A 22,617-nucleotide genomic window follows, 5' to 3' on the forward strand; every position below is an offset into this window, starting at 1 on the left:
TGTTTCGTAGCGTTAGTCTAGTTTATTTTTAATATAGTATTTTCCATCTAAATCGTCATCAAAATCATCAATTTTAAGAGGTTTAGGTTTAGGTTTACTAGCCGAAGCTTTCTTTTTCCACATTTCAAATTTTTCTAGAGGCATCTTTTTTTTCATGATTTCCAGAACTTCTTTTTCAGCCAATCCAAATTCTTTTTTTATAATTTCGAATGGATTTCTTTCCTCTAGGGCTAGTGTAACAAGCTTTTCAGTTTGTTCAAAACTCAGTTCTTTACGGTTACTCTTTTTCATCACGTGAAAATTTATTCTAAATAGGTTTTTTTTAAATTAAAAATGATCTTGTAACAGATTTCAATATTAATAAAAAAAATAATTACTTCACATTTTCGATGTTTTTTTTTGTCGAGATTTTTTTAGTAGGAGAATGGAGTATTTAGAAAGATGATTTTTTGAATAATTGGTGTTTAAACTTTTGAATAATAAGCTTTTTGTGATTTTTGGAGCTATAAAATAGCGATGTATGATTCTTTATTTAAAAAATAAATGTGTGCGCTTTCTTTTATAGCGTACTCTTACGTTTTTGTATAGTAAAATAGTCTCGTTTTCATTTCGATTTGATTTTTTCTACTTTAAAATGACTCTTTTTTTGTTCACATTCACTACTATGATGGCTGAAAAAAGTATAAAAAACGATATCCACTTTCCAATTATACCTTTTTTGTACAAAAGAGAATAAACCATAATAAATACAATCGGGTGGTTCTAATACAAAAAAAAGTTAAAACAATCCTTGTAAAGGAGGACTTTTAATCCCGATTTTTTGGTAGTCAAAAGCCATTTTTTCTTTCAATAGACTAGCATAAACGGATCTAAAATCGATTTGGTATTTTAAATCTCCTTGTGATAAATCGCTTAGATTTGGGTTGTTGCCTATTACTTTTCCGCGGTTTTGTCCACCAATGACAAACATTGGAGCGGCAGTTCCGTGATCTGTTCCATTTCCATTGTCTTTAACTCTTCTTCCAAATTCCGAAAACACCACGATTGTTACATTTTGTAATAAATTGGCTTGTTTTAAATCTTGGTAAAAACTGTATAATGCCGAGTCTAATTCCTTGAATTTATTGTTTTGGATGGCCAATTGGTTGTCATGGGTATCATAGCCACTTTGAGAGGTGTAATATACTTTTGAATTTAAATTTCCTTTTATTAAACGCGCAATCCATTCTAAATTTTTCCCTAAAGCATTTTTAGGATAGCTGGTTTGGGTACTCGATTTACTTAGTGCTTTTTGAATGTCTTCGGAACCTTCCAAAACTGAATTGGCTACTTTTCGAACAAAATCCAACGAAGGATTTGAAGATAAAACATCGGTTTCTTCTTTATTGTTTTTTATTTTAAAGCGGTCTGGATCTTTGACGGTTATTGAATTTGGGTTGTCTCCTTTTAAAGAAAGATTATCGATTGAGTCAATATTAATTCCTGCAGTTGGGTTGTGAGTGACACATTGTAAATCAAGATAACGTCCTAACCATCCTTCATTAAGGTATTGATTAGAGTCGGTAGCGGTTTGCCAAATTTCTTGACTTCTAAAATGGGAGCGATTAGGTTCAGGATATCCTACGTTTTGAATTACCGATAAATCACCATTTTGTTGCATTTGAGCAAATCCTTTCAAAGAAGGATGAAATCCCATTCCTTTAGTAGTCGAAATTACTTCGTTTTTGGAAATAGCAATATTTGGGCGTAAATCATAATACAATGGATCTTCAAAAGGAATAAAAGTGTTTAAACCATCATTTCCTCCATTTAATTGTACGAAAACTAAACATTGTTCTCCAATAATTAAATTTTTTTGAGAACCATAAGAGAACAAAAAGTTAGGAAGTAACAATGTTCCTCCTGTTAATGTTCCTGTAAGTGATAGAAAATTTCTTCTGTTCATAATTCGATTATTTTAGGAGGTTTTTAAATCAATTGAAATTCAGGTTCTTTTACCATTGCATTGAATAGTCTTAAAACAGCTTGATTGGCATTTTGAGCTTGCGAATCAAAATCGTATTTTAAAATTGTTTCAAAGTCTTTTTGGCTTTCATTGTCAACTTGGAATAGTAGTCTGTCTGATAATTCACGTATAATTTGTTTGTTTGTTCCTGTTTTCCAACTTAAATTGACCATCGTTTTTCTAAAATTGGGACTATTATTTTCTTCCATCCTATTTTCTTTGGTTTTTTGGTTGAAAATTTCTCTTCCACTGCAATACAAATCAGCCAGATTGTTACGTTGTAAATAAATTTGAGAAGTCAACCAAGATTTACCACCTTCCCAGCCTTTTACGTTTGGTTGGTTAAATAAATCCATTCCTTGTGCCTTCAGGAAAGCCACCAGAGGACGGTTTGACCTTGGGTTTATTTGTAATTCTGAAAGAATCTGGAGGCTGTATTCTAAAGGGTTTTTGATTTTAGAACCCGCCGTTTTTTTGTCAAATTCTTCCGTGACTATTTTTTCTAATAGGGGTTTTATTTCAAAATTTTGCTTTCTAAAATAATCTCCATAGTAGGTTACTAGTGCTTCACTCGGTGTATCGTAAATAAACCATTCCAAAATTTTTCGAGTAAAAAGATAAGGGCTATTTTTTTGTTTGAAAATGATATCTACTAAATCATCTGCTTTGAAATGTCCTTTTTTGCCAAAATATACAATTTCATCGTTATCAGCAATTCGGTCGCGATAAATACCTCCATTTTCTCCAAGTCCAAGTCCTGCTAAGGCTTTTGCTCCATTTTTAATATCGTCTTCGGTATAATTACCTATGCCTAGAGTAAAAAGCTCGAGTAATTCTCGGCTAAGATTTTCATTGATTTTCCCTTTTCTATTATCTACATTATCTAAATAGCGAAGCATTGCATTACTTTTGATAATCGCTTTAGTTAATTCTTTAAAGTTCCCAAAAGCATGTTTCCTTAGTAATTGATTGTGTTCAAAAACCCAATAATTAACCTTTACTTTTTGAAATGTTGCCACAAAATGATTGTGTAATAGTAAGGTCATTTTTTCCCTAAGAGGGAAATTATCGTTTTTCATTTTGTCTATCCACCATGATTTCATTTCTATTGAAGTTAGCGCTTCCTGTCTAAGAAATTCCTTTTTTTTATCTTCAGTAAGTGCTATTGATTTTTTTCGGAGCGCTCTTAAATCAGCTAATGATTTTGGGCTGTCTTTTAGAAAGTCAGGGATACTATTTTCATATTCTGTTTCGAAAGAAGCCTGTAGGAATTTTGATATTCCCATTTTTTCAATTTTTTGAGCTTGTTGGTTTGAAAAACCTAAACGGAGAGACCAAAGTGAATTAGGATTCATAAGCAGTTGCATTTAGATTTGTGGTTTTTTGATGGTTGCTTTGGTTAAGATAATTAATAACGCAAAAGGTTTAATTGAGTTTTTTTAATAAAAATAGGAAGTACTTGGGTAGGGAAAACGAGTTTTTAGTTGTCTTATTATCACAAGTAGTTTTATTAATCATTAAAAAAGTACTATTATGAAGACAATAAAAACAGTAATTGCATTTATTTTTCTAGGATTATTTGCAGCTGAAGCTCAAGAAGTAAACTTAAAAAATGAGACTAAAGCCAATATTTCCACAGATAAAATGAGTTATTATCAAAAACGTGGTGCAGAAGATGCGCGATACGAATTGACATTTACAGCAAAAACAAAGGCTGATGAGAAAGCTTTTTGGAAAGAACAAAAGGAATATGAAAAGAACTTGAAAGCCAAAGATCGAAAAGCCTATCGTGCTTATATTGCTAGTAAAAAAGAAGCCTATAGCGAACATTATGATCATTGTAATGGGCACTGTAATCATGATCCTATGTTTTACAGTCATGCGAGTTTTTATTACTATGGTTATGAAAGACCGTATTATCAAAGTACCTATAGTAGTCCTAGCTCAGTAAGTACAAGAATTAGTGTGGGAACACCTAGTTTGCGATTAGGGCTTTAATTTTTTATTCTTTTAAGGGAATGAATTGAAAACAAAGAAGCCGTCTTAAATTATTGCTTAAGACGGCTTCTTTGTTTATTAATTTGGCGCTTATTCTACATAAACTTTATTTGGGTCGTAACCAAATAGTTTTTTCTCTTTGATAATTTCAGCAACTCCTTTCGGTAACATTGGTTCCCATCCTGTTTTTCCTCTATTTATCATTTTAAGAACTTCACGAGAGAATATTTTAAGGTTTTCTGGATTGTAATCTTCTACATCGATTACTTTACCGTTAAACTTGAAGAATTTGTATAATTCTTTCATTCGAGGATGAACTTTTAAATTTTCCGAAGTGGTTACTTCTCCGTTTTCATCTAGCATTGGGTACAATAAAACTTTCATGTCACGGAAGAATAATTTACCAAAAGCTTCCAAGATTCCCCCACTTAGGTGACGATAGTATTTTTCGTCAAAAATATCTACTAAGTTGTTAACTCCCATGGCAAGTCCCATGCGGGCTTTTGTATAATTAGCAAAATATTCTACTACTTTATAGTATTCCTGGAAATTAGAAATCATTACGGTTTGCCCTAGCGAACAAAGTAATTCGGCACGATCCATAAAATCTCTTTCATCAATTTCACCATCCGAACGTAAGTTCGATAAAGTAATTTCAAAAACAACCAAGGTATTTTCTTTTTCCACCTTATTTTCTTCAAGGAACATCTTCAGCGATTTCTCGTACATGTCCATGTTCACCTTAGTAACAGGACGGAAACTTCCTCGTATAGCTAGGATGTTTTTTTTGTATAGTACAGCAGCTGGTAGAATGTTTTTACCTTTAGGATTGAACATTACGGCATCAGTCATACCATTTTTTACTAATTGTAAACTGATTAAACGATTGTCTACTTCTGCAAATCGAGGACCCGAAAAATTGATAGTGTCTATTTCTAGTTGGTCTTTATCTAAGTGATCGTATAAATAGCGTAATAATTTTTTAGGATCATCGTATTTATAAAAAGCACCGTAAATTAGGTTAACCCCTAAAATACCGAGTGTTTCTTGTTGTAATCGGGCATCTGTTTCTTTAAAACGAATATGAAGAATTATTTCGTTGTAATCTTCGTTAGGGTCTAGTTGGTAGCTGATTCCTACCCATCCATGTCCTTTAAATTGTTTTGCAAAATCGATTGTGGCAACCGTATTGGCGTAGCTAAAAAATAATTTGTTGGGATGTTTGTCACGATTTAGTCGCTTTTCAATAAGGCTAACCTCGTGCGAAAGCATTTTTTTTAGGCGGTTTTCAGTTACATATCTTCCGTCTTTTTCAACACCATAAACGGCATCACTAAAGTCTTTATCATAGGCCGACATTGCTTTTGCTATAGTACCAGAAGAACCTCCAGCTCTAAAAAAATGTCTTACGGTTTCCTGTCCAGCGCCAATTTCGGCAAATGTTCCATAAATATTTTCGTTTAAATTGATACGTAGTGCCTTGTCTTTAATCGAAGGGATTTGAGCAATCACTCTATCTCCTTTTAGTTTTATTTCGCTACCCATTTTTTTAGTTTAAATTTATGTTTTTGCCTGATGTTACAAAGTTAATTAAATAGCTAGCCTAATAAAAGATAAATAATCCTATTTTTGTGAAAAATTTAGGATTTGAAGGTATATTTTTTAGGTACAGGCACCTCTCAGGGAATTCCAGTTATTGGGAGTGATCATCCCGTATGTAAAAGTTCAGATAGTAAAGACAAACGTCTTCGTGTTTCTGTATTGATTCGTTGGGATGAATATTCGTATGTAATTGATTGTGGTCCTGATTTTAGACAACAAATGTTGGCTTCTAATTGTCATAAAGTAGATGGTATTATTTTTACCCATGAACATGCAGATCATACTGCTGGCTTAGATGATATAAGACCCTTTAATTTTAGACAAGGTGAAATGCCTATTTATGCTCACGAAAGAGTAATTGCTAATATGAAAAGTCGTTTTGATTATGTATTTGAAACGGTTAATAAATATCCAGGTGCACCATCTGTAAAAACGATAGAGGTAAGTAATGATGAACCTTTTTCAATTGGAGATAAAGTCGCTGTTCCTATTAATGTGATGCATGGCGATTTACAAGTTTTTGGTTATCGCATTGATGATTTTGCTTATTTAACGGATGTAAAGACTATCGAAACCGCTGAGGTAGAAAAACTTAAAAATTTAAAAGTTTTGGTGGTAAATGCATTACGCGAAGAACCTCATTTTTCCCATTTTAATTTAGAAGAAGCTTTGGCCTTTATTGCTCTAGTAAAGCCCGAAAAGGCTTATTTAACCCATATAAGTCATATTATGGGTTTTCATGAAGAAGTACAGCAAAAACTTCCTGAAAACGTATTCCTTGCCTACGATAATTTAGAAATCACCCTGTAAATTTTATACAATGAAAAGATCATTTTTGTTATATACCTTTATTTTATTAGTGCTAATTAATGTTTTTACGTATTCGTTTTTAAGTAATGAAGTAAAATTTGAACAAGAACGCTATAAAAGAACAACTAAGAGATTAAAAGATAGTTTGAATTCGCTGACTTTGAAATTAAATGATGCTAATTATTTTTCGTTAGAAAAAAATGAAAATGCTCAAAACTATTTAGATTCGTCAAGTAAGCCAATAGCTTATGAAAAGTTGATTCCTATTGTAACAGAAAAATTAATGGATTTGAATTCGAATCCTAAAGGGAATCCTTATGTAGGGCAAGATCAAATAGGGGAGAACAAGTTTATTATCAATAAGGTGAAAGTTTTAAACCACCGATGGATTATTGCAGATTATAGTGATGGAAAAATGTGGGGTGAAGTTTTGTTGAAATATTTTGTAAACGAAGACGAAACCATCTCTTTTGAAGTGATGCAGTCTTTTTTATATGCGAAATAAAATCTTTTCCTGCTTTTGATTTTTTAGAACATATAAGTCATTTAAGTTTTTAAAGTCTTGGTTTTTAATTATTTTTGAGTTTAGAAAATATAAGTACAATTTAGATTTGATTTGATACAAAAAAATCCCGTTCATCAACTGAACGGGATTTTTTTATAGGTTGAATCAAATTATTTTTTTCTAGCTAACACTTTTTCAGCAGCTTCAAAAATTGCTTGATTGTTTAATTTGTATTTTTCCATTAATTGCTCTGGAGTTCCTGATTCACCAAAACTATCTTTAACAGCAACAAATTCTTGTGGAGTTGGATTGTTTACGGCTAATACACCAGCAATGCTTTCTCCAAGTCCTCCAAGGTAGTTGTGTTCTTCAGCAGTAACAATACATCCTGTTTTAGCCACCGATTTTAAAATAGCTTCTTCGTCTAATGGTTTAATAGTATGAATGTTGATTACTTCAGCAGAAATTCCTTTTTCTTCTAATTTTTCAGCAGCAATTAAAGCTTCCCAAACTAGGTGACCTGTGGCAACAATTGTTACATCAGTTCCTTCGTTTAACATAATTGCTTTTCCAATGATGAAAGGTTCGTCAGCAGGAGTAAAGTTAGGAACTACTGGACGACCAAAACGCAAATATGCTGGACCGTGGTGATCTGCAAGAGCGATTGTAGCCGCTTTTGTTTGGTTGTGGTCACAAGTGTTGATAACAGTCATTCCTGGTAACATTTTCATCAAACCGATATCTTCAAGGATTTGGTGAGTAGCACCGTCTTCTCCTAAAGTTAAACCAGCGTGAGAAGCACAGATTTTTACGTTTTTATCTGAATAAGCAACTGATTGACGAATTTGGTCGTAAACCCTTCCTGTTGAGAAGTTAGCGAAAGTTCCTGTAAATGGAATTTTTCCACCGATAGTTAAACCAGCAGCAATTCCAATCATGTTTGCTTCAGCGATTCCAATTTGGAAAAAACGCTCTGGGTGATTTTTTTTGAAATCATCAAATTTTAATGATCCAATTAAATCTGCACAAAGTGCTACTACGTTTTCATTTTTTTGACCTAATTCAGTCATACCCACTCCAAAACCTGAACGAGTATCTTTACTTCCTGTATTTATATATTTTTTCATTTTCTAATTTAGATTTTTGATAGCATTCTACAGAACACTAATTACTGGATACTTTTTAGTAATCTCCTAAAGTTTCAGGATTTTGAGCTAAAGCATTTTCTAGTTGAGCATCATTAGGTGCTTTACCGTGCCATGCATGACTGTACATCATGTAATCTACACCATTACCCATTTCAGTGTATAGTAAAACACATACTGGTTTACCTTTTCCTGTTCTAGATTTTGCCTCATTCATTCCAGCAATAATTGCTTCAAGATTATTTCCTTCTTTAATTTCAAGAACATCCCAATCAAATGCTTCAAATTTAGCGCGAAGACTTCCCATACATAAAACTTCGTCTGTTGTTCCGTCGATTTGTTTTCCGTTAAGGTCAACAGTGGCAATTAAATTGTCAACTCCTTTTGCAGAAGCATACATGATAGCTTCCCAGTTTTGACCTTCTTGCAATTCACCATCTCCATGAAGTGTATAAACAAGGTGATTGTCGTTGTTTAATTTTTTGGCTTGAGCAGCTCCAATTGCAACTGACATCCCTTGACCTAAAGATCCAGATGCAATACGTACTCCAGGTAAGTTTTCATGTGTAGTTGGGTGTCCTTGTAATCTAGAATTTAACAAACGGAAAGTCGCTAATTCTGATACTGGAAAATAACCACTACGTGCAAGAACACTATAGAATACGGGAGAGATATGACCGTTTGATAAGAAGAATAAATCTTCACCAATACCGTCCATGTCCCAACCTTCTTTGCGGTCCATTATGTTTTGATACAAGGCTACCAAAAATTCGGTACAACCAAGAGAACCTCCTGGGTGACCTGAGTTAACAGCGTGTACCATTCGAAGGATGTCTCTTCTTACTTGGATAATTAAATCGTTTAATTGTTGAGTGTTAGGTTTCATTTTGATTGTAAAAGTTAAACTGCTGCAAATGTAATTTTTATTTTGCCGTAAGACAAATGATTTTTGGAATAGTTTGATTTCAAATGTATTCGCAATACATCTGTAAGTTTAGTTTTTTTGGTAGTACAAATAGAGAAGTTTTAATTTATAAATGTAAAAAACACACTAATTGTTTTAATTGAATACTCAGCTAACTATTGTAATTACTGAATTGATGAAATAGAAGGTATTTTTTTAATGTTTTATTTTTTTGAAACGATTTTTAAAAAAATGAAATTTATTTGCGACTATCTCTTGTAGATGTTTTGTGATATTTTAACAATTTAATTAACTATTGTTGCAAAATGCAATCGGTTTCGTTGGTTAAAATAAACCTTTAGACTAGTTTTTTTGCTAAATTATTCCATCCACCACCATTGTGAACATGTGAAAAATTATTTGCTTTTAAAAATTTTACAGCCGATGCACTTCTCATTCCAGAAGCACAACAAGTGATAATAGTTTGATCTTTTTTTAGTTTCAAAATATAATTTTCTAGTTCATTTAGAGGTACGTTTATGGCACCACTAATGTGACCTTGTTTGAATTCGGCAGCTGTTCGAACATCTAATATAATTGCGCCTTCTTTGAGTAAATCGCTAAAATTAATTTGGGTAGTATTACCAAATATTTTTTTTAAGAATTGAATCATTTTTTATTGTTTTGATTGATAATAGTTTACTTCTAACCAAGAACCGCCATTGTAGCATTCAATGTTGTGTTGGGCGAGAAAATTTTGTGCTTGTCCGCTTCTGTAACCCGAGGCGCAACATAAGATTAAAGGTGTTTTAAGTTGCTTTATTTCTTCTAGTTTTTCAGCTATTTGATTCAGGCTAATGTTAATAGCGCCAGAGACATGACCTCCCATGAATTCTCCATAAGAGCGAACATCCACTATCGTTCCTAGGTTTTGCTTTAGTATATTTTCTAAGTTCATTATTTATATTTTTTGAGCAAAACTAATTGAACTAAACAGCTTAAACAGTAACTTTTGTTACAAACGAGTTATAAATGAAAAAAGCCTTGACTGAGCAAGGCTTTGGTTTTTGTAATTCTTGATTTATTTAATTTCTTCTTCTTTGTCTAAATTGGTGTTTTCCGGGATTACTTGATTTTCTCCTTTTAAATAGCTCGGTAAATTTAATCCAGCCATATTGAATAAATCGTTTAGTGGAGGAACCGTTTTCATCATTCCTGAAACAAAATTTGCTGTTGAGCCATTTCCGTCGGTTCCATTTCCTGAATCCCAAACGGTAATTTTGTCAATTTTGATGTTTTTAACCGCTTCCACTTGGGTTTTAACCAATTCAGGTAATTTTTCAATTAATAGTAATTGGAATGCTTGACCAGGGTCGCCACCTGCGGCTTCTACCACTTGTTTGTAACCTTCAGCTTGTTTGGTAAGAATTTCGTATAAACCTTTTGCTTCGGCTTCCATTTTTGCATAAATCGCATCGGCTTCTCCTTTTGCACTTTCTCTAATTCTTTCGGCTTCGGCTTGTGCTTCAATAATAGCACGTTGTTTTGCGATTTCGGCAGGAATTACCACATTGGCAATTTGTGTCGAACGCTCTCTTTCAGAACGAGCTGTTTCGGCTTTTTGTTCTGCAATATATGATTCTTCTAGGGCTTTTGCTTGTTGTACTTTTTCGGCAGCAATTGCAATACGAAGGGATTCAGCCTCTTTTTCTCTACGAATTGCTTCCGAATTAGCAATAGCTATTTTGGCTTCATTTTCACCTTTGATCGCAATTGCATTCGCTTCCGAAGTTTTAACTCTTGTATCTCTTTCAGCTTCGGCTTTTCCAATAGCTTCATCTTTTGAGGCTGCAGCAATACTGATTTCTCGATCTTTTTGAGTGATGGCAATTTTTACGTCACGATCTCTGTGCGTTTCGGCAATTTGAGTATCTTTTTCTCTATCGGCCAAAGCTTTTCCGGTTTCCCCAATTTTTTCCTGTTCAGCAACAGAAATTTTAGCTTCATTGATGGCTTTTGCGGCAGCTTCTTTTCCAAGAGCTTCAATATAGCCTGATTCGTCTTTGATATCGGTTACGTTTACGTTAATCAGTTTAAGACCAATTTTGCGCAACTCGCTATCTACGTTTTTCGAAATATTATCTAAAAATTTATCTCGGTCAGAGTTAATTTCTTCAATAGTCATCGTAGCGATAACCAAACGTAATTGCCCGAAAAGAATATCCTTAGCTAATTCTTGAATTTGTTCAGAAGTTAAACCTAATAATCGTTCAGCTGCCGTATTCATGCTATCGGCTTCTGTAGAGATGGCAATGGTAAAACGACAAGGAACATCCACACGGATATTTTGTCTGCTCAAAGCATTGGTCAAATTAGCTTCAATAGATAAAGGTTTTAAATCTAAGAAAGCATAATCTTGAATCACAGGCCAAATAAAAGCTCCTCCACCATGAACACATTTGGCAGAAGTACCTCCAGTTTTTCCGTAAATGACTAATATTTTATCCGATGGACATCGTTTGTATCTGGATATTAGGGCTGAAATAGTTGCAAAAAAGACAACAGCTGCTACTGCAATAATAAAAATAGGTGTCATTGATTGTGTTTAAATAGGTTGAACGATTATAATATTGTTTTCAATTTTTATGATTTTTACCACATTGCCTGAAGTAATTTTCTCAGTATGCTCTGTCATAGCTTCCAACTCATGAAAGCTTCCATTGATGCTAATCATGATTTTTCCTTTTCCTGATTTTTTTTCAGGAATTGTTAGGTAAACTTCTGCCGATTTATTTAGGGTGTTTTCGATTTTAAAAGAGTTGTCTTCTTCTAATTTTTGGACTTGTTTGATGATTATAAAAAATAAAAAAACAAATACACAGCCCACAAAAAAGGCAACACTAATCAATACAATAGTATTGTTTATGATATTGAAAAATGATATGCCAGTCCAACTAAAACCTAATAAAAAGTTGATGAGGTTTCGCAAAGAAAATAATTGAAATGTAGTATCGCCACCGCTAAGGTCACTATCAAAATCAGCTTGAAGGCCATCTGTCGAGTCAACACCTAAAAATGTCATTACAGTTTGAATCGCAAAAATTAAGGTCGTCGGGATAGCAATATACCAAAAGGTTTTAAGTACAGGGTCTAGGGATTCTAGTAATTCCATGGGTATAACTTTTTATTGTTTTATTAGTAGTTATACAAACATAATGAAATTACTTACCAAATAAGTATATATGTGTAAAAAAAATAGTATGATTTTTAATTTTGTTCGCTTTCTTGGATTTGCTGAAGTAAAAGTTCAAGGAATTTTTGTCCTTCTTCCCAAAATCCTAATTGCGATGCTAAATTAAGATGTCCTTTAGGGCCAACATTATAAAAAAGGCTTCCCCAGTTTTTAGCTAAAAATTCCGCTCTTTCAACTGAAATATAAGGATCGTTAGAACTGGTAATTACAATAGAAGGATATTTTAATGGTCCTAAAGGGATAGGAGCGAAGTTCCAAATTTCTTCCGGAGTATGGTCGGATGATTCTACATCGGCGGGAGCTACGAGTAAAGCGCCAGCAATTTTGCTAGTATCATTTTGTTGTGACCAATGGGCTATCAATGAGACGGCAAGACTATGCGCTACAATAATAATGGGGGTATCAATACTTTTGATAGTTGCATCGAGATTGCTTAACCAATCTTGTAGTTGAGGTTCGTTCCAATTGTCCTGAACTACTTTTTTTGCATTTGGAAAATGATGTAACCAATTGTCTTGCCAATGTCCTGTTGTCGAATCTCCTAATCCGGGAACTATTAATAAGGTGTGTTGCATAGAAATTGAAACTAAAATAGGGTAATGATTTGAATTTACTTAATAGAAATAGTTTAAGAACTACACGACAACATCGAGCAACCTACTTTGTTTCTTGCCCAATCAGGACGTTTAGCGAACCATTTTTTCTGGTCTTCTTGTTCAGAATATGGATTTTTCAATAAGTTGAAAAGTTCATCAATCAAGCTATAGTCACCTTTGTCGGAGGCATCGATGGCTAATTGCGCCATATAATTACGAAGCACATATTTTGGATTAACAAGATTCATTTTTTCGGCACGTTCTGTATCGGTTGCGGTTTCTAATTGTAAACGCGTCGCATATTTTGTAAACCAGTTGGTCCAAGCTTCCGTAATTTTAGGAAATTCTTCAATAGAACTATAAAAAGCATCCTGAATAATCATGATACCTTGCACTGGTTTTTCTTTTTGAAAACGACTTAGGTTTCTATAGAAAATTGTCATGTCAGTTTCTGTCAGATGCAAATTGTTCTCTAATTCCTGAATGAGTTTTTGATCGTTTTCATCTTGAGTGAAAAGGCCAATTTTAGAACACATCATGTCTAAATATTTGTTTTCGAAACTAGTACCAAAATCGGCTAAAACTTGCTCTAATCCTTCTGTTTCTTCAATTAATGGATATATAGCATTCGCTAATTGGTATAAATTCCAAAGTACTATATTGGGTTGGTTTCCATAACGGTAACGTTTGTGTTGGGAGTCGGTAGTATTAGGAGTCCAGCCATAATCGTAACCTTCCAGCCAGCCATAAGGACCATAATCAATAGTCAAGCCTAGAATAGACATATTATCGGTGTTCATTACGCCGTGTACAAAACCCACGCGTTGCCAGTGAATGACCATTTCAAGGCTATTTTTGGACACTTTTTTGAAAAATTTCAAATAATTTTCTTTAGATGGTTCTCCAATTTCGGGATAGAAATGCTTTATAGTATAGTTAACCAATGTTTTCAGTGTCTCAATATCATTGCGAACCGCAAGGATTTGGTAATTTCCAAAACGTAAAAAACTAGGAGCAATGCGACTAACAATGGCTCCTTTTTCATAAGCAGGATTACCATTGTAAAGTACGTCTCTTAAAACTTTATCACCTGATAAAGCCAGAGATAAAGCTCTGGTAGTAGGAACGCCAAGATGAAACATGGCTTCGCTGCATAAATATTCACGAATGGAGGAACGCAAAACTGCTAGTCCATCGGCAGTTCTGGAATAGGGGGTTTTTCCAGCCCCTTTAAGTTGGATTGCCCAGCGTTTATTATGGTGAACAATCTCGGTTAGATTTATCGCGCGACCATCGCCTAATTGTCCTGCCCAGTTGCCAAATTGGTGTCCTCCGTAGCACATCGCATAAGGTTGGGTATTGGCTAAAACTTCGTTTCCTGTGAATATTTTTTTGAATTCCTCTGATAAAGCATCTTCTGAAGATAATCCTAAATTTTCCAGCATTTCAGGAGAAATATGAATAATTTCAGGATTAGCAGTTTGTGTTGGGGTAACAAATGAAAAACAAGCCTGCTCGACTTGACGAACGTAGTTTTCTGTAATTGGGTCGGCGGGTAGTTCTTTGTTGAAAGTATCTTGGATGTTGAGTTTCATTGTTATTGTAATTATTGGTATTACAAAGTTAGCATTTATATTCATCATTAAGAATTAAGGCGATTAAGAGTTTTTTTGAACCATATATCCGCTTCTTGTCGAGACAGGAGTCGTATAAACTTAATTTAAGAATTAGGGTTTTTAAAAGTTAATATAAGTTGTGAAAGATTAGGGAAGGCTTAATTTCATAATGGTGAAAAAAACGTTGTTTTTTTGCGTAAGGGATAGCAGTGGAAATCCTTTTATTTTTCTTTGAAAAAAAAGAAAAATAAAAGATTGAAACGGATAGCCCGACCCTACCGGAACGAAGTGGAGGCAGGGATACGCCCAAATGCTTTTTGAGAAGTCTTAGTTTGCTGTTAAATATGATTATGTTTTTATAAATTAGACTATCTTTGCGCACCCGAATAGTCGGGAAAACAATTGGGATAAAACCTTAATATGAAGTTTGATTTATTACAAAAAGACCCACTTTCTAAAGCCAGAGCAGGAAGTATTACCACAGATCACGGTGTAATTGAAACGCCTATTTTTATGCCAGTGGGCACCGTTGCTTCGGTAAAAGGAGTGCACCAAAGAGAATTAAAAAATGATATTAATCCAGATATTATTCTAGGGAATACATATCATTTGTATTTGCGTCCGCAGACTAAAATTTTAGAGGAAGCAGGCGGATTGCATAAATTCATGAACTGGGATCGTAATATTTTGACTGATTCAGGAGGTTATCAAGTGTATTCGCTTTCTAATAGCCGAAAAATTAAGGAAGAAGGAGTAAAGTTTAAATCGCATATTGATGGTTCCTATCACACTTTTACGCCAGAGAATGTAATGGAAATTCAGCGCACAATTGGGGCTGATATTATCATGGCCTTTGACGAGTGTACACCTTATCCATGTGATTACAATTATGCAAAGCGTTCGATGCACATGACCCACCGATGGTTGGATCGTTGTATTAATCATTTAGAAAAAGTACCCGTGAAATATGGTTATGACCAAGCTTTTTTTCCTATCGTTCAAGGAAGTACTTATAAAGATTTAAGACGTCAGTCGGCAGAATATATTGCTAATTCAGGTCAAGTAGGTAATGCAATTGGAGGTCTTTCCGTAGGGGAACCAGCCGAAGAAATGTATGCCATGACTGAAGTGGTTACAGAAATTTTACCAGAAGACAAACCTCGTTACTTGATGGGAGTGGGTACACCAATTAATATTTTAGAGAATATTGCTCTAGGAATTGATATGTTTGATTGTGTAATGCCTACACGTAATGCCCGTAACGGAATGTTGTTTACTGCTAATGGTACCATTAATATCAAAAATAAAAAATGGGAAAATGATTTTTCGCCAATTGATGAAATGGGAATTACATTTGTAGATACAGAATATACTAAGGCTTATTTGCGTCATCTTTTTGCTGCAAATGAATTTTTAGGAAAGCAAATTGCCACCATTCACAATTTAGGTTTTTATATGTGGCTAGTTCGCGAGGCTAGAAAACATATCTTAGCTGGTGATTTTAGGCCATGGAAAGAAATGATGGTGAAAAATATGAGTCAACGGTTGTAAAACAAAGCTGGAAGCTTGGAGCTGGGAGTTTTCTAACTTCTAACTTCTAACTTCTAACCTCTAACTTGAAAATATGTTAACAATACTAGATAAGTACATCTTAAAAAGATATTTAGCCACGTTTGCGGCTATGTTGTTGATGTTTATTCCTATTGGAATTATCATTGATGTCTCAGAGAAAATTAACTTTATGATCGAGAATAAAGTTCCTTTTCTAGCCATTGTTATTTATTATTATCATTTTACCATTTATTTTGCAAATGCCTTATTTCCGATATTTCTTTTCTTATCGATAATTTGGTTTACTTCAAAATTGGCTAATAATACCGAAATTATTGCAATTTTAAGTTCAGGGATTTCGTTTACACGATTTTTAAGACCTTATTTCATTGGTGCTACCATAATTTCGATTTTTGTCTTATTGATGGGATTTTATGTAGTTCCAGTGTCGAGTGAGGGTTTTAATAATTTTCGTTATACCTATCTGCGAAGAGATGGAAAAGAACGGATGAGGGGGGATAATACGGATGTGTATAGAAGACTCAACGATAAAGAGTTTTTGTATGTAAGTAATTTTAATCCAGCTTCTAAGATGGCTTTTAATTTTGCTTTGGAAAAATTTGAGAAGGAAAAAATGGTTTCCAAAATTACGGCCAGCAGAATCAGATGGAATGAAAAAGATAGTACTTACACCTTGTTTGATTATACCAAAAGAACGGTAGGTAAAGTAGATGATAAACTTGAAACTGCAGCTGAAAAAAATGTAAAATTTAAATTTGAATTAGAGGATTTAACACCAGTTGTTTACATTGCCGAGACGCTGCGTTTGGATGAATTATTCGATTTTATTGATAAAGAAAAAAAGCGTGGTTCATCTAATATAAATACCTACATGGTAGTTTTATATAAAAAATTTAGTGTTCCTGTATCGGCGTTTATTTTGACAATTATAGCCGTTGCCGTTTCTTCAATGAAAAGACGAGGAGGTATGGGTATGAACCTTAGTATTGGTATAGCCGTAGCATTCGGATTTGTGTTTTTTGATAAAATTTTTGGAGTATTGGCCGAAAAATCTACATTTTCACCATTTGTAGCCGTATGGTTTTCAAATTTCATTTTCAGTATACTGGCTGTTTATTTACTTCGCAATGCCAAACGATAAACTTAAAAGTTATTTACACCTTCATTTAATTGTTTTTATTTGGGGTTTTACAGCTGTTTTGGGAGCTTTGATTTCTATTCCAGCCGATGAAATTGTATGGTATAGAATGCTTATGGCTTCTGTTTTTTTAGGATTTTATATTGGTTTTTCTAAAAAATCATTCCGTATTACTTGGACTTCTCTCTTGCAGTTAACCTTGGTAGGTTTATTAATCGCTTTGCATTGGATTTTTTTCTTTCATGCAATTCATGTTTCAAATGTTTCAATAACCTTGTCTGTCTTTTCATTAGGGGCTTTTTTGGCATCCCTCTTAGAACCTTTGTTTTATGGTAGAAAAGTGTTGTGGTACGAAGTGTTTTTTGGTATCATTATATTAGTAGCGCTTTCGGTTATTATGCAAGTTGAGATGGGGTATTTACAAGGGATGATTTACGCATTTGTTTCCATTGTTTTAGGAGTGCTATTTACCTTATTTAATGGAAAATTGATTCAAAAACATGATTCGGCAGTAATTACTTTTTACGAGTTTTTGGCTGGGGTTTTATTTATTAGCTGCTATTTTGTTTTTCAAAATAAGTTTACGCTTGATTTTTTTAATGTTTCACTGACTAATTGGTCATTGTTGTTTCTTTTGTCGTCCATTTGTACTGCATACGCTTTTACCGCTTCTGTAAAGGTGATGAAACAATTAAGTCCTTATACAGTAATGCTAACAACGAATTTGGAACCCGTTTATGGTATTATTTTGGCTTTTTTCATTATTGGTGAAAAAGAAAAGATGAGTGTTTCTTTTTATGGAGGTGCGCTGTTAATAATAGCCGTAGTGATTTTGAATGGGATTTTGAAATATAAAAATTCGGGTAAAAAACAATAGCTTTTTTTTATAAAAAGTTAGTTGTTAAATGGGATGATTAAATGGATATTTTTTGTTATTCTTTGAAAATTAGTCTAGTAATGTTTTTTACTTTTTTGTTTAAGGATTATTAAACAGCTTGTATCTTTGCCATCCAATACAAAATAAAAAAATTAGCAGGTGTAAATGATTTAAAGTTTTATATTTGCACTTCCAAATAAAATAATAACGCACAAATCCTATGGAATATTTAGATTTTGAGCTTCCAATAAAAGAACTAGAAGAGCAATTAGAAAAATGCCAAATTATTGGACAAGAATCAGATGTTGATGTGACTGCTACATGTAATCAGATTAATGATAAGTTAATTGAAACCAAAAAGAAGATTTACGAAAATCTTACCGCTTGGCAACGTGTACAATTATCAAGGCATCCAAGTCGTCCTTATACTTTGGATCATATAAGAGGTCTTTGTGGTGATACTTTTTTAGAGCTTCATGGAGATAGAGGTTTCAAGGACGATAAAGCGATGGTAGGTGGTTTAGGGAAAATTGGTGGTCAATCTTTTATGATTGTTGGTCAACAAAAAGGATACAATACTAAAACACGTCAATATAGAAATTTCGGGATGGCTAATCCTGAAGGATATCGTAAAGCATTACGATTGATGAAAATGGCTGAAAAGTTTGGAATTCCAGTAGTAACTTTAATTGATACTCCAGGAGCATACCCAGGATTAGAAGCTGAAGAGCGTGGACAAGGAGAAGCTATTGCAAGAAATATTTACGAAATGGTTTTGCTTAAAGTGCCTATTATCTCTATCATTGTAGGTGAAGGTGCTTCGGGTGGAGCTTTGGGAATTGGAGTAGGAGACCGCGTTTATATGTTAGAAAATACTTGGTATTCAGTAATTTCACCAGAATCTTGTTCTTCAATTTTATGGAAAAGCTGGGAATACAAAGAGAAAGCAGCGGAAGCTTTAAAGTTGACTTCTGCCGACATGAAAAAACAAGAATTAGTGGATGATGTAATTCCAGAACCACTAGGAGGTGCTCACTATGATAGAGAAACTACTTTTAAAACAGTTGAAGAATATATCTTGAAAGGATACAATGAATTGAAAGATTTATCAACAACTGAATTAATTGCTCAGAGAATGGATAAATACACTAAAATGGGGGAGTTTAAAGAATAACAACTACATTTTAAATATACAATCCGTCTCGTTCCTGAACGAGACGGATTTTTTTTGGGTTATAAACAAAAAAACTTCATTTATAAACAAGTTCTAGTAATAACTAAAGTGTGTTTTTTTTAAAATTTGTGTTACTTTCGTTGTATGGAAAATTTCAAAAATGTAAAACCGGTTAAGGTCGATAAATCTACAATAATAAACCTGGAAAAAGGGAAGTTACCTCCGCAAGCTGTTGATTTAGAGGAAGCTGTGCTTGGAGCAATGATGATTGATAAAAAAGGGGTAGATGATGTAATTGATATTCTACAACCTGATGCATTTTACAAAGATGCTCATAGACATATTTTTGAGGCTATTGTTCAATTGTTTACAGAAACACAACCAATTGACTTATTAACTGTTTCTGCCCAATTGAAGAAGAATGGAAAATTAGATGTTGCGGGTGGTGATTTTTATTTAATTCAGCTTACACAAAAAATTTCCTCTTCTGCACATATTGAATTTCACTCAAGGATTATTCTTCAGAAATTTATCCAACGAAGTTTGATTCGAATTTCAAACGAAATTATTGAAGAATCTTATGATGAAACTACTGATGTATTTGATTTATTAGATAAAGCGGAATCTAAATTATATGAAGTAACTCAGGGGAATATCAAACGTAGTTCTGAAACAGCTCAAAGTTTAGTTTTACAAGCAAAAAAGAAAATTGAAGAGATTAGTAAAAAAGAAGGTTTAAGTGGTGTTGAAACTGGATTTACTAATTTAGATAAATTAACTTCAGGATGGCAACCAAGTGACTTAATTATTATTGCTGCCCGACCTGCAATGGGAAAAACCGCATTTGTATTGTCAATGGCTCGAAATATGGCTATCGATTACGGTCATGGAGTGGCAATTTTTTCCCTTGAGATGGCTTCAGTTCAGTTAATTACTCGTTTGATTTCTTCTGAAACAGGTTTGTCTTCTGAAAAATTACGTACAGGTAAATTAGAACCGCATGAGTGGACTATGTTAAGTACTAAAGTTAAAGATTTAGAAAAAGCACCATTGTTTATTGATGATACTCCTTCGCTTTCTATCTTCGACTTAAGAGCAAAAGCCAGACGTTTAGCTTCGCAACATGGAATTAAGATAATTATTATCGATTATTTGCAGTTGATGACAGCGGGTGGAAATCAAAAAGGAGGAGGAAACCGTGAGCAGGAAATTTCTACAATTTCTCGTAACCTAAAAGCTTTAGCCAAAGAATTAAATGTGCCTGTAATTGCACTTTCACAATTATCGCGTGCTGTAGAAACTCGTGGTTCAAGTAAAAGACCGTTATTATCTGACTTACGTGAATCGGGAGCTATTGAGCAAGATGCTGATATTGTATCGTTTTTGTACCGTCCGGAATATTATAAGATTGAAGAGTGGGATGATGATGAGGCTGCTCCAACAGCTGGTCAAGCCGAAATTATGATTGCAAAACACCGTAATGGTGGAATTGAAAACGTGCGTTTAAAATTCTTAGGGCATTTAGGTAAGTTTGATAATTTAGATGATTACAACAGCGGATATGATGATGATTTACCGTCTTCTATGAATCAAGATGATAATTCGTTTATTACTAAAAATTTACCATCTCCTCATGAGGCTTTTGGAAGTAATTTAAATGACGATGATGATGATGATATGCCGTTTTAAGCTAAAATAAGTTATATTTGAAATTAAAACATCATATGCTTTTTAGAAAAATAGCTTTTTTTACTATTGTTTTAGTTTCTTTCTCAGTGAAAGCTTCTTTTATTTTGTTGCCCATGGATGAAACTACGCAGCAAAATCACTTAAAAGCATACGGAATCACCTATTGGTGTTTAGAAAAAAAGTATAAAGCTAGTTGGCTCCTCAATTATCGTGGAGGTTCTTTTTTATTACCTGATGCTCCTGAAATTCGAAAAGAATGTCAGATTAGAGGTGTGAGTTTTGAACTGATTTCAGATGCTGAACAACAATCTATTTTAGACGAAATAGCAAGTCCTTCTCAAAATATGGAGAATGTTATTTTGGAAAAAGCACCCAAAATAGCTGTTTATACTCCTAAAGGCAAACAGCCCTGGGACGATGCAGTTACACTGGTATTAACTTATGCCGAAATTCCTTTTACTGCAATTTATGATGAAGAAGTTTTAAGTGACCAATTAGTACTCTATGATTGGTTGCATTTACATCATGAAGATTTTACTGGTCAATATGGTAAATTTTATGGTTCTTATCGAAATGCTCCTTGGTATATCGAACAAAAAAAAGAGGCTGAAAACTTAGCTCAGAAATTAGGGTTTTCAAAAGTATCTCAAGAAAAAGGTGCTGTTGCTAAAAAAATTAGAGATTTTGTAGTAGGCGGAGGCTTTATGTTTGCAATGTGTTCTGCAACTGATAGTTTTGATATTGCTTTAGCTGCTGATAATATTGATATATGTGAATCGATGTTTGATGGTGATCCAAGTTCTCCTAATTACCAATCTCAACTTAATTATGGTAATTCTTTTGCTTTTAAAGATTTTATTTTAGAACGTAGATCAGATCGTTATGAGTTTTCTGATATTGATATGACCGAAAAAAGGGTTGTGCCGATGGAAAAAGATTATTTCACACTAATGGAATTTTCGGCCAAATGGGATCCAATTCCGAGTATGTTATGTCAAAATCATACGCAGCTTATTAAAGGTTTTATGGGACAAACCACTTCATTTGATGCTAATCTAATCAAAACTAATGTTCTTAATCTTGGAAGCTGTGAGCTAAATGGAGAAGTGCGTTATATTCATGGACAAAAAGGAAAAGGGATGTTTAGCTTTTATGGAGGTCATGACCCCGAAGATTACCAACATAAAGTGGGTGATGCTCCAACAGTTTTAGATTTGCATCCTAATTCTCCAGGATATCGATTAATCTTAAATAATGTTTTGTTTCCTGCTGCAAGGAAGAAGAATCAGAAGACCTAGAAAAAAAAATATTTTATTCTTTGTCTAGCTTTAATTTGTAATGGTATCCATTGATGTCAGTTGCCATTATGCTGTTAGAATTGATATGTTCGCTGATTATTTCAATTTCATTTGGGTCATCTTCTTTTTTGACTACACCTATTCCTATTTCTGATTCAATATTAATATACCCTCTTACGAGTTTACCATTTTCGTCCTTTCCTACTATTTGATGATCAAATTTTTTATTTTTTGATTCGGAATGGTAGTATAGCTGGTCGTTACTTTTTTTGCTTGTTTTCGTAGATGAACCTATTTTTAGATAGGATGGTATAGTTTTTTCTTTATCGGTAATTTGATTTCCTTCATTCAAGCATGAAGTTACAATAATGGGTAATCCAATAAAAAACACTCTAAAATAACTACTTAGGGGGATCATAGTTTTTCGTTTATTGT

General features: G+C 33.6%; 22 protein-coding genes. 9 read left to right on the plus strand and 13 right to left on the minus strand.

The genetic code is table 11. From position 1 onward, the window contains the following. Positions 1 to 12: 12 nt before the first annotated feature. From ACFPTQ_RS06880 to ACFPTQ_RS06890, 3 genes are all read right to left on the minus strand, one after another. Positions 13 to 291, minus strand: coding sequence for a DUF2805 domain-containing protein (locus tag ACFPTQ_RS06880; RefSeq protein WP_278035138.1), 279 nt, complete (start codon positions 289 to 291; stop codon positions 13 to 15). Between the two features lie 487 nt (positions 292 to 778). Continuing rightward, the gene (locus ACFPTQ_RS06885) at positions 779 to 1,945 is read right to left on the minus strand and encodes a DUF1501 domain-containing protein (RefSeq protein ID WP_379775471.1); all 1,167 of its coding nucleotides are present in this window, start codon (positions 1,943 to 1,945) and stop codon (positions 779 to 781) included. Positions 1,946 to 1,968: 23 nt separating this feature from the next. Continuing rightward, on the minus strand, positions 1,969 to 3,360 hold the full coding sequence (locus ACFPTQ_RS06890) for a DUF1800 domain-containing protein (RefSeq protein WP_379775474.1): 1,392 nt from the start codon (positions 3,358 to 3,360) through the stop codon (positions 1,969 to 1,971). A gap of 178 nt (positions 3,361 to 3,538) precedes the next feature. Here ACFPTQ_RS06890 and ACFPTQ_RS06895 point away from each other — a divergent pair, with 178 nt between their 5' ends. Then, positions 3,539 to 4,003, plus strand: coding sequence for a hypothetical protein (locus tag ACFPTQ_RS06895; protein ID WP_379775477.1), 465 nt, complete (start codon positions 3,539 to 3,541; stop codon positions 4,001 to 4,003). Between the two features lie 90 nt (positions 4,004 to 4,093). Here the strand turns inward: ACFPTQ_RS06895 and ACFPTQ_RS06900 are convergent, their stop codons facing one another. Then, positions 4,094 to 5,548: a TonB-dependent receptor gene (locus ACFPTQ_RS06900; protein WP_379775480.1), complete on the minus strand. Its 1,455-nt coding sequence runs from the start codon at positions 5,546 to 5,548 to the stop codon at positions 4,094 to 4,096. Between the two features lie 102 nt (positions 5,549 to 5,650). Between ACFPTQ_RS06900 and ACFPTQ_RS06905 the strand changes: the two genes are divergently transcribed. Both ACFPTQ_RS06905 and ACFPTQ_RS06910 read left to right on the plus strand, forming a co-directional pair. Continuing rightward, on the plus strand, positions 5,651 to 6,415 hold the full coding sequence (locus ACFPTQ_RS06905; protein ID WP_379775482.1) for an MBL fold metallo-hydrolase: 765 nt from the start codon (positions 5,651 to 5,653) through the stop codon (positions 6,413 to 6,415). Between the two features lie 10 nt (positions 6,416 to 6,425). Next, positions 6,426 to 6,920 carry a hypothetical protein gene (locus ACFPTQ_RS06910; RefSeq protein WP_379775485.1) on the plus strand — a complete coding sequence of 165 codons (495 nt, stop codon included), beginning with the start codon at positions 6,426 to 6,428 and terminating at the stop codon, positions 6,918 to 6,920. A gap of 170 nt (positions 6,921 to 7,090) precedes the next feature. Here ACFPTQ_RS06910 and ACFPTQ_RS06915 read toward each other — a convergent pair whose 3' ends face one another. From ACFPTQ_RS06915 to ACFPTQ_RS06950, 8 genes are all read right to left on the minus strand, one after another. Further along, complete coding sequence (locus tag ACFPTQ_RS06915; protein WP_379775488.1) at positions 7,091 to 8,047, minus strand: transketolase family protein; 957 nt, start codon at positions 8,045 to 8,047, stop codon at positions 7,091 to 7,093. Between the two features lie 55 nt (positions 8,048 to 8,102). Continuing rightward, positions 8,103 to 8,951 (minus strand): transketolase, encoded by an 849-nt coding sequence (locus ACFPTQ_RS06920; RefSeq protein ID WP_379775490.1) that lies wholly within the window; start codon positions 8,949 to 8,951, stop codon positions 8,103 to 8,105. 376 nt (positions 8,952 to 9,327) lie between these two features. Continuing rightward, positions 9,328 to 9,642 carry a rhodanese-like domain-containing protein gene (locus tag ACFPTQ_RS06925; protein ID WP_379775493.1) on the minus strand — a complete coding sequence of 105 codons (315 nt, stop codon included), beginning with the start codon at positions 9,640 to 9,642 and terminating at the stop codon, positions 9,328 to 9,330. Positions 9,643 to 9,645: 3 nt separating this feature from the next. Beyond that, positions 9,646 to 9,927, minus strand: a complete 282-nt coding sequence (locus tag ACFPTQ_RS06930) for a rhodanese-like domain-containing protein (RefSeq protein WP_379775495.1) — start codon at positions 9,925 to 9,927, stop codon at positions 9,646 to 9,648. Between the two features lie 123 nt (positions 9,928 to 10,050). After that, positions 10,051 to 11,565, minus strand: a complete 1,515-nt coding sequence (locus ACFPTQ_RS06935; RefSeq protein ID WP_379775497.1) for a flotillin family protein — start codon at positions 11,563 to 11,565, stop codon at positions 10,051 to 10,053. 9 nt (positions 11,566 to 11,574) lie between these two features. Then, entirely contained in the window at positions 11,575 to 12,141 is a 567-nt protein-coding gene (locus ACFPTQ_RS06940; RefSeq protein ID WP_379775500.1) for a serine protease, read from the minus strand. Between the two features lie 95 nt (positions 12,142 to 12,236). Then, entirely contained in the window at positions 12,237 to 12,797 is a 561-nt protein-coding gene (locus ACFPTQ_RS06945) for an RBBP9/YdeN family alpha/beta hydrolase (protein WP_379775502.1), read from the minus strand. 53 nt (positions 12,798 to 12,850) lie between these two features. After that, a complete protein-coding gene (locus tag ACFPTQ_RS06950) occupies positions 12,851 to 14,413 on the minus strand; it encodes a protein adenylyltransferase SelO (protein WP_379775505.1) in 1,563 nt (520 codons plus the stop codon). 441 nt (positions 14,414 to 14,854) lie between these two features. Here ACFPTQ_RS06950 and tgt point away from each other — a divergent pair, with 441 nt between their 5' ends. From tgt to ACFPTQ_RS06980, 6 genes are all read left to right on the plus strand, one after another. Beyond that, positions 14,855 to 15,985 (plus strand): tRNA guanosine(34) transglycosylase Tgt, encoded by a 1,131-nt coding sequence (gene tgt, locus ACFPTQ_RS06955; RefSeq protein ID WP_278035152.1) that lies wholly within the window; start codon positions 14,855 to 14,857, stop codon positions 15,983 to 15,985. Between the two features lie 73 nt (positions 15,986 to 16,058). Further along, positions 16,059 to 17,147 (plus strand): LptF/LptG family permease, encoded by a 1,089-nt coding sequence (locus tag ACFPTQ_RS06960; protein ID WP_278035153.1) that lies wholly within the window; start codon positions 16,059 to 16,061, stop codon positions 17,145 to 17,147. Then, positions 17,134 to 18,021, plus strand: a complete 888-nt coding sequence (locus ACFPTQ_RS06965) for a DMT family transporter (RefSeq protein WP_379775508.1) — start codon at positions 17,134 to 17,136, stop codon at positions 18,019 to 18,021. Before ACFPTQ_RS06960 ends, ACFPTQ_RS06965 begins: the two co-directional genes overlap by 14 nt. Positions 18,022 to 18,241: 220 nt before the next feature. Then, the gene (locus ACFPTQ_RS06970; protein WP_379775510.1) at positions 18,242 to 19,195 is read left to right on the plus strand and encodes an acetyl-CoA carboxylase carboxyltransferase subunit alpha; all 954 of its coding nucleotides are present in this window, start codon (positions 18,242 to 18,244) and stop codon (positions 19,193 to 19,195) included. 144 nt (positions 19,196 to 19,339) lie between these two features. Beyond that, a complete protein-coding gene (gene dnaB / locus ACFPTQ_RS06975; protein WP_278035155.1) occupies positions 19,340 to 20,884 on the plus strand; it encodes a replicative DNA helicase in 1,545 nt (514 codons plus the stop codon). A 113-nt stretch (positions 20,885 to 20,997) separates the two neighbouring features. Continuing rightward, entirely contained in the window at positions 20,998 to 22,182 is a 1,185-nt protein-coding gene (locus ACFPTQ_RS06980) for an asparagine synthetase B (protein ID WP_379775582.1), read from the plus strand. Between the two features lie 13 nt (positions 22,183 to 22,195). Here the strand turns inward: ACFPTQ_RS06980 and ACFPTQ_RS06985 are convergent, their stop codons facing one another. Next, positions 22,196 to 22,600 carry a hypothetical protein gene (locus ACFPTQ_RS06985; RefSeq protein ID WP_379775512.1) on the minus strand — a complete coding sequence of 135 codons (405 nt, stop codon included), beginning with the start codon at positions 22,598 to 22,600 and terminating at the stop codon, positions 22,196 to 22,198. Positions 22,601 to 22,617: the final 17 nt, after the last annotated feature.

Source organism: Flavobacterium sp. GCM10022190 (assembly GCF_042656445.1).
Classification (GTDB): domain Bacteria; phylum Bacteroidota; class Bacteroidia; order Flavobacteriales; family Flavobacteriaceae; genus Flavobacterium; species Flavobacterium nitratireducens.